The sequence below is a fragment of the Kitasatospora sp. MY 5-36 genome (assembly GCF_001182915.1).
Lineage (GTDB): Bacteria > Actinomycetota > Actinomycetes > Streptomycetales > Streptomycetaceae > Kitasatospora.
In genome coordinates, this window is record NZ_LFVW01000585.1 from 1 (window position 1) to 7,174 (window position 7,174).

Genomic DNA, 7,174 nt, shown 5'->3' on the forward strand with positions numbered 1-7,174 from the left:
CCCGCGCCCGCCCCCGACCCGCGATCCCCGACGCCCGCCCCCGACCCGCGATCCCTTGATCCCTGACGTGTGGTCAGGGGTGTACTCGGGGAAGGTTCGGGGCCGTTCCCGGATGCCGCGGCCCGAGTCCGTCCCGAAGACTCTCTCCTGTCCGAGTGCCCGAGCCGCCGTCGGCCGGGCGGGCCGCCGATCAGGGCGGCCCGATACCCGCCGGGCGAGCCGCCGTTGGAGAGACTCCCCATGAACAGCCCTGCCCGTACCGGTCGTTGGTCCGTCCTCGTGGCGACCGGCGCGCTGCTCGCCGCCGCCACCGTCGGCGTCGCCACGATCGGCGCCGCGACCCCGGCCCTGGCCGCGGCCGCCTCCCCGGGCACCTCCCTGAGTGCCGTCGACACCACCGCCTCCGCCACGGCCCGCCCCGGCCCGCTGGACTGGGAGTCGCTCGCCGAGACCCTCCACTCGCTGCCCGCGGGCGTCACCGGCGCGCTGGTCCGGGTCGGCGGCCAGGACGCCCGGTGGCGCGGCACCTCGGGGGAGGACGTGCCGACGAACGCCCGGTTCCGGATCGGCAGCGTCACCAAGGTGTTCACCGCGACGGTGCTGCTCCAGCTCGCCGGCGAGGGCAGGGTCGACCTGGACGGCACCGTCCAGCAGTACCTGCCCGGACTGCTGCCGGCCGGCTACCCGCCGGTCACCGTACGGCAGTTGCTCAACCACACCAGCGGCCTGCCCGGGGGCGGCGGGATGACCTCCGGGGACGGCAGCACGGCGTGGTTCGCCGCGCACAAGGCGGTCTCCTACAGCCCGCAGCAGGTGGTGGCGGACATGCTCACCCAGCCGAGGAGCTTCGAGCCCGGCGCCGCCCAGCAGTACAACGGCAACAACTACTTCGTCGCCGCGCTGGTGATCGAGAAGGTCACCGGCGACGACTACGCCGACCAGGTGCGGCGGCGCATCACCGGCCCGCTCGGCCTGCACGCCACCTACGTCCCGGCCGCCGACGACCTGACCATCCGCGGCCCGCACGCCACCGGCTACGTGGACGTCCGGAACGCCGACGGCAGCACCGCCCGGGTGGACGTCACCGAGCAGAGCCCGTACCCGTGGGCCGAGGGCGGCATGATCTCCTCCGCCGCCGACCTGGAGCGGTTCTTCGAGGCGCTCTACCGCGGCCGGCTGCTGCGGCCCGCCCAGCAGGCCGAGGTGTTCGCCGTCCCGGAGCTGCCGAACGACCACAACAAGAACTGCGAGATCGGCCCGACCGCCGGGCACGCCTGCTACAGCACGGCCGGCCTGCTGCGCACCGTCCTGCCGAACGGCACCGAGGTCTGGGGCAAGAACGGCTCCCGGCCCGGCTACACCACCGGCGTCTTCGCCACCCGCGACTTCTCCCGCAGCGTGGTCATCGGGCTCAATCCGACCGGCATCACCGGCGAGGAGTTCCCCACCCTGTGGAAGCTGGTGACCACCGGTTTCGGCTCCGGCCAGGCGTACGGGCAGCACTGAGCCCCGCCGCTCCCGGGCGGCCGGAGCGGCCGAACCCGGTCGCGAGCGCCGCTGTCAGTGGGGTGCGCTACGTTCGTCGCGTTCACCAGGGCACACGGCAGGACGACGGGGGCGGGCGCACGATGGCCGACGTGATCACGGAGGAGCCGGTCGAGCTCCAACTGGAGCGGTACCGCACCGAGCTGACCGGCTACTGCTACCGCATGCTCGGCTCGGTCTTCGAGGCCGAGGACGCGGTGCAGGAGACCATGGTCCGCGCCTGGCGCGGGCACCGGGGCTTCGAGGGGCGGGCCGCGCTGCGCTCCTGGCTGTACCGAATAGCCACCAACGTCTGCCTGGACGCGCTGAACGGCCGCAACGGCCGGGCCCGGCCGATGGACCTGGCCGGCCCGGTCACGGTGGCCGCCGCGCACGGCACCCAGCTGCCCGAGGTGACGTGGATCGGCCCGGCGCCGGACGGCCGGGTGCTGCCCGAGACGGGGGATCCGGCCGAGGTGGCCGCCCAGCGGGAGTCGGTGAAGCTGGCCTTCGTCGCCGTGCTCCAGCGGCTCGCGCCCCGGCAGCGGGCGGTGCTGATCCTGCGCGAGGTGCTCGGCTGGAAGGCCGCCGAGGTGGCCGAACTGCTCGGTGTCACGGTGGCCTCGGTCAACAGCGCGCTCCAGCGCGCCCGGGCGGTGCTCGCCACCGACGCCCCGGCGGTCCGGCCGGCCCCCGCGCTGGACGAGGACCACCGCGCGCTGCTGGACCGCTACGTCCGCGCCTTCGAGGCGTACGACATGGACGGCCTCGCCGCGCTGCTGCACGAGGACGTCACGCTCAACATGCCGCCGTTCTCGATGTGGCTGCGCGGGCAGGAGGAGATCCGCGACTGGATGCTGGGCCCCGGGCACGGCTGCCGCGGTTCCCGGCTGGTCCCGGTGACGGCCAACGGTGCCCGGGCCTTCGGCCAGTACCGGCCGAGCCCGGCGGGCGGGTACGAACCGTGGTCGCTGATCACGCTGGAGGTGTCAGGGGGCCGGATCACCGGGGTCACCAACTTCCTGGACACCGAGGCGCTCTTCCCGCTCTTCGGCCTCCCGCCCCGGCTGGCGGCCGAGTAGCTCCACCAGGGCCGCGTCGTCCAGCGGATCGTCGTCGATCGGGTCGTCGGCCATCGGGTCGTCGTCGATCGGGGTGCCGGTCAGCGGGTCGGCGGCCAGTGGACCGTCCGGCCCCGGGAACAGCGCCGCGAGCCCGCTGAACACGAGCAGCTCCCGCAGCGGGCCGCTCGCGTTCAGCAGCACCACGCCCACCCGGTGCCGGGCGGCGGCCAGCCGGAGCCGGGCGAGGGCGTCGACGAGGGCGAGGTCGGGGGCGGTCAGCGCGCCCAGGTCACAGGTCAGTACGGCGTCGTACGGTGTGGTCCTCATGCGGGTTGGACCGTCGCGGCGCCGCCGACTCATCGGTCCGGGGGCGAATCCGCCGCTCGGGTCCGGCGTCCGGTGGCAGAGTGGGACGACCGAACCGCCCTGCCCCAGGAGAAGCACCGTGACGGCTGAGCCCTTGAAGTCCCGTGAGGAATGGCTGGCGTCCCTGCCCCGGATCTACGCGGCGGCGGGCTGCCTGCTGCGGGACGAGTCCGGCCGGATCCTGATCGTGAAGGCCGGGTACCGCGAGCACTGGCAGTTCCCGGGCGGCACGATCGACCTCGGCGAGGGCCCGGTCGAGTGCGCCGTGCGGGAGCTGGAGGAGGAGACCGGGATCGTCCAGGCGGCGGGCGACCTGCTGGCCATCTCCTGGACCCACGCCTCGGCCGAACTCGACCACCCCGCCCAGCACTTCATGTTCGACTTCGGCACCGTCCCGGACGGCACCCCCGTGACCGTCCCGGCCGGTGAGCTGGACGACTACCGCTGGGCCGCCGTCGAGGAGGCGCTGGACCTGCTCGGCCCGGCCCGTTCGGCCCGGCTGCGGGCGGCGCTGGAGGCGGCGGCCGACGGTCGGGTCCGTATCGTCACCACCCACGTCTCCGGCTTCTGATCCGACTGCCGACCCGTTCCGCGCCGGGTTCTGCGCCGGGGGCCGAGCCGGGTGCTGGGCGGAAGTGCCCTGCGCCGGGCGGGAGTTCCGTCCGGCGCAGGGCTCCGGCGGCTCACTGCTGAGGATCGGACTCCGTGTTCCGGGCGGCGATGACGGCGGCGATCGCCTCCGCGACGAAGGTCTCCGCCTCCGACTTGTCGACCTTCAGCCCGGCCAGCACGCCCTGGCCGTTCTCCTGCTCCAGCAGCGCGAGCAGGATGTGCTCGGTGCCGACGTAGTTGTGCCCGAGCTTGAGCGCCTCGCGGAAGGTCAGTTCCAGCGCCTTCTTGCTCTCGGCGTCGAACGGGATCAGTGCGGGCAGTTCGGCGGCGGCGGCCGGCAGGGCGGCGCCAGCCACCGCCCGCAGGGCCTCCGGGGTGACGCCCTGGGCGGCGAGCGCCTTCGCGCCGATGCCCTCGGGCTCGGTGATCAGGCCGAGCAGCAGGTGCTCCGTGGTGATCTCGGGGTTGCCCGCCTTGCGGGCCTCCTCCTGTGAGGCCACCACGACCTTGCGGGCCCGGGGGGTGAACCGGCTGAAGCCCTGGCTGGGGTCGAGGTCGTTGGGGGTGCCCGGGTCCTTGGGGACGAAGCGCTTCTGGGCGGCCTGCTTGCTGACGCCCATGCTGCGGCCGATGTCGGTCCAGGACGCGCCGGAGCGGCGGGCCTGGTCGACGAAGTGGCCGATGAGGTGGTCGGCGAGGTCGCCGAGGTGGTCGGCGGCGATGACCGCGTCGGAGAGCTGGTCGAGCGCGTCGGGGTGGACCTTCTTGATCGCGGCGATCAGGTCGTCGAGGCGCAGCGGAGTGCTGTTGGGAACAACGGGATTCTCCATGCGTCAACCGTAGGTTGTCGATCCGGGGATCGTCAACCATCGGTTGACGCTATTCGCGGGCGGTGTTCCGGCGCCCTCAGGCGTCCGGCAGCAGTCGCTCCCGGACGGCGGCGATCCGCTCGGGCGCGACACCCGCCGCGAGCAGGTAGCCGTCCGGGTCGAACCCGTCGAGCGCCGCCGCCAGCGCGGCCTCGGCGGTGGTCCCGGCCTCGGCGAGCGCCGCGTCGATCCGGCGGAACGGGTCCGGCAGGCCCAGCATCCCGTACAGCGGGCGGATGTTGGGGCCGCTCAGCAGGTAGTCCCCGGCGATCGCGTCCCGGTCGACCCCGGCCAGGGCGAGCAGCAGCAGGGCGGCCAGGCCGGTGCGGTCACGGCCGGCGCCGCAGTGCACGACCACGCCGCCGGGGCGGGCGCCGGCGATCGCGGAGACCAGCGCGGCGGCGGCGTGCGGGCAGTGGTCCAGGTACGGGCGGAGCGCGAGCGGGGTGCCGTCCAGCTGTCCGTGGGCCTCCCACCAGGCGGGGCCGGCCAGCTCGTCCAGCGGGACGCGGATCAGCTCGACGCCGTCGGGGAGCGGGAGGAGCGGCTTGTACTCCTCGGCGTTGCGCAGGTCGACCACGGTACGGACACCGTGGTCGAGGAGGGCGTCCCAGCCCTCGGCGGTGAGGCGGTCCAGGTTGTCCGCCCGGACTATCGCGCCCCGGGCGGTGAGCCGACCGGAGGTGGTGGGCAGTCCGCCCAGGTCGCGGACGTTCAGGCAGCCGTCCCAGACGAGCGTGCGGTCCTCGGTACTGCTCGGCGCGTGCGTCGTCCGGTTCATGGGGCTCCCCGTTTCCTCGTCGGGGGTCCCGTTACCCCCTCGTTATGAACGACTCCCGGGAGATCCGGATGGTTCCTCGCTGTTCGAGTCCCGGGAACCGGCTGTTCAGAGAAGGAAGCGGGAGGAGCGGCCGCCCGCTCAGGCGGCGGTCGGGGCCTCGGCCTCGGCGCCGACCAGCCGCTCCATCGGCTCGACCGCGATCTGACCGAGCATCGAACCGCCCACGATCGCGCCGACCAGGAAGACGGTGGACAGCCAGGCCATGGTCGACACCGGCAGGGTGAAGGCGCCGACCACCCGGGCCGCGCACTCGGCCAGCAGTGCGGTGCCCCAGATGGCCGAGAACAGGCGCTCGTGGCGGTGGAAGGCCCGAGACCCGGCCGCCCGGCCCTCGACCAGGCGCTGCCAGGCGGCGGCGCGCTCCCGTCGGCCCTTGGTGACGAAGGGCATCAGCACCGGGGTCATCACCGGCCGGCCGATCAGCGCGGAGACCAGGATCGCCACCGCCACGGTGCCGCTCAGCCCGCCGTCCTTGGCGATCATCATCCGGGCGTCGCCGGTGACGAAGGTCAGCGCCAGGCCCGCCAGGTTGACGGCCAGCATCAGGGAGGCCCACAGGTTGAGCCTGCGCTCGGACAGCAGGCCGAGGACGGTCCGGGCGGCCGGGAAGGCGGTGCTCCAGGCCAGCGCGGCGAACTCGCTCAGGCCGAGGGCCGAGTGCAGCAGGTAGTAGCCGGCCAGCGGGGCGACCACGTCGAGGGCGAGCGGGCGGAGCCCGGAGACCAGCGGGTTGGGGGCCTTGGCGTGGGCGGCGCCGGTGGCGGCGGTTCCGGTGACGGCGGCGATCGGGGCGGCGACCGGGGAAGCGACGGTGCTGGTGACGGCGGCGGCACTGACGGTCTGGCTCACGGTGGGTTCCTCCCCGGCTGGTGGCCGCGGGCCGCTGCCCGCGTCGTGCCTCCAGTCTTTCCGTCCGACCCTCCGTCAGAGCAGTGCCGTCCGTTGCGTCATCCGCGTGACAGTTGTCATGGTGAGCGCCGTGACACCGCCTCCGACCTGCGGCTTTCCGCTCCCGGGCGGCCCTAGTCCTCGGCGGGGAAGGTCCACAGCTCGCGGCCCAGGGTGTCCAGGCAGCGGACGGTGCGGAAGCGCTCGTCCCCGGCGGACAGGAAGCCCCGCGCGACACCCGCCAGGACGGTCCGGGCGACGCCGTCGCCCCGGGTCCAGGCGCCGGTCAGCAGCAGGGCCTTGTCGGCCAGCTCGGCGCGCCGCACCCGGGCCACCGAGGCGGCCTCCAGCGCGGCGTTGACCGTCTCCAGCTCGGTGGGGAGGAGGTACGTCTCGCCGGTGGGAGCGCGGTCCGCCTCGGCCCGGCGCCGCAGTTCGGGCAGGCCGTAGTGGCGGACGGCGGCGACGGCGTCGTCCAGCGGGAGCTGCCAGCGCGGCCCGGGCAGCACCTCCCACCAGACGTCCTCGCCGACCGGCAGCACCTCGCCGATCCTGGCCCGCCAGGCCTCGAAGCCGTACCGGGTGCGCGGGTCGGGCCGGTGGCCGGGGAGGTCCGCGACGGTCCAGTCGGTGCGGCGGACCACGCTGAGGTCGAAGGTGAAGGGCACCCGGTCGGCGGCGGGGCGCTCGACCAGGCCGAGCAGCAGCCAGTGGGTCTCGTCCGGCAGGCTGAAGGTCCGGCGCCACCCGGTGAGGCCCAGGGCGCGCAGGGCGGGGGCGAGGTGCTCGCGCAGGCCCTTCGCGTGGAGCTCGCGGAGCTCGTGGGCGGTCGTCATCGCGGTCTTTCCCTGCTGGTCGGGCTGCCGGTGGAGGGCGTCGGCGGTGCCGGCTCCCCGCCCCTGCCGGGTCGGCCGGCGGCGGTCTCCGGCGCGACGGCTCGTACCGCCGGGGAGGGGCGTGCGACCGGGGCCCGCACGGGTCGTGCGTGCGCCCTCGGGCACGGCGGGGCC

8 protein-coding genes are annotated in these 7,174 nt (G+C 74.5%); 3 read left to right on the forward strand and 5 right to left on the reverse strand.

Annotated features, from left to right (window positions below):
- The first annotated feature begins 240 nt into the window (after window positions 1–240).
- Both AE652_RS30800 and AE652_RS30805 read left to right on the forward strand, forming a co-directional pair.
- The gene (locus AE652_RS30800; RefSeq protein ID WP_049657448.1) at window positions 241–1,506 is read left to right on the forward strand and encodes a serine hydrolase; all 1,266 of its coding nucleotides are present in this window, start codon (window positions 241–243) and stop codon (window positions 1,504–1,506) included.
- Window positions 1,507–1,628: 122 nt separating this feature from the next.
- Complete coding sequence (locus tag AE652_RS30805; protein ID WP_049657449.1) at window positions 1,629–2,606, forward strand: sigma-70 family RNA polymerase sigma factor; 978 nt, start codon at window positions 1,629–1,631, stop codon at window positions 2,604–2,606.
- Here AE652_RS30805 and AE652_RS48575 read toward each other — a convergent pair.
- The gene (locus AE652_RS48575; protein ID WP_049657452.1) at window positions 2,514–2,915 is read right to left on the reverse strand and encodes an STAS domain-containing protein; all 402 of its coding nucleotides are present in this window, start codon (window positions 2,913–2,915) and stop codon (window positions 2,514–2,516) included. The genes AE652_RS30805 and AE652_RS48575 overlap by 93 nt on opposite strands.
- A gap of 118 nt (window positions 2,916–3,033) precedes the next feature.
- Here AE652_RS48575 and AE652_RS30815 point away from each other — a divergent pair, with 118 nt between their 5' ends.
- The gene (locus AE652_RS30815; protein WP_063780323.1) at window positions 3,034–3,525 is read left to right on the forward strand and encodes an NUDIX hydrolase; all 492 of its coding nucleotides are present in this window, start codon (window positions 3,034–3,036) and stop codon (window positions 3,523–3,525) included.
- A gap of 112 nt (window positions 3,526–3,637) precedes the next feature.
- Here the strand turns inward: AE652_RS30815 and AE652_RS30820 are convergent, their stop codons facing one another.
- The 4 genes from AE652_RS30820 to AE652_RS30835 form a co-directional block, all read right to left on the reverse strand.
- Entirely contained in the window at window positions 3,638–4,396 is a 759-nt protein-coding gene (locus AE652_RS30820; protein WP_049657457.1) for a Clp protease N-terminal domain-containing protein, read from the reverse strand.
- A gap of 76 nt (window positions 4,397–4,472) precedes the next feature.
- The gene (locus AE652_RS30825; RefSeq protein WP_049657458.1) at window positions 4,473–5,216 is read right to left on the reverse strand and encodes a tyrosine-protein phosphatase; all 744 of its coding nucleotides are present in this window, start codon (window positions 5,214–5,216) and stop codon (window positions 4,473–4,475) included.
- A gap of 138 nt (window positions 5,217–5,354) precedes the next feature.
- Window positions 5,355–6,125 carry a VC0807 family protein gene (locus AE652_RS30830; protein ID WP_304414274.1) on the reverse strand — a complete coding sequence of 257 codons (771 nt, stop codon included), beginning with the start codon at window positions 6,123–6,125 and terminating at the stop codon, window positions 5,355–5,357.
- A 173-nt stretch (window positions 6,126–6,298) separates the two neighbouring features.
- Window positions 6,299–7,000 carry a hypothetical protein gene (locus tag AE652_RS30835; RefSeq protein ID WP_049657461.1) on the reverse strand — a complete coding sequence of 234 codons (702 nt, stop codon included), beginning with the start codon at window positions 6,998–7,000 and terminating at the stop codon, window positions 6,299–6,301.
- Between the last annotated feature and the right edge of the window lie 174 nt (window positions 7,001–7,174).

What these genes read in the sequence shown, in the direction of transcription:
- AE652_RS30800 (WP_049657448.1), top strand. Translation starts at nt 241, where the DNA reads ATGAACAGCCCTGCCCGTACCGGTCGTTGGTCCGTCCTCGTGGCGACC.
- AE652_RS30835 (WP_049657461.1), bottom strand. Translation starts at nt 7,000, where the DNA reads ATGACGACCGCCCACGAGCTCCGCGAGCTCCACGCGAAGGGCCTGCGC.
- AE652_RS30825 (WP_049657458.1), bottom strand. Translation starts at nt 5,216, where the DNA reads ATGAACCGGACGACGCACGCGCCGAGCAGTACCGAGGACCGCACGCTC.
- AE652_RS30820 (WP_049657457.1), bottom strand. Translation starts at nt 4,396, where the DNA reads ATGGAGAATCCCGTTGTTCCCAACAGCACTCCGCTGCGCCTCGACGAC.
- AE652_RS48575 (WP_049657452.1), bottom strand. Translation starts at nt 2,915, where the DNA reads ATGAGGACCACACCGTACGACGCCGTACTGACCTGTGACCTGGGCGCG.
- AE652_RS30805 (WP_049657449.1), top strand. Translation starts at nt 1,629, where the DNA reads ATGGCCGACGTGATCACGGAGGAGCCGGTCGAGCTCCAACTGGAGCGG.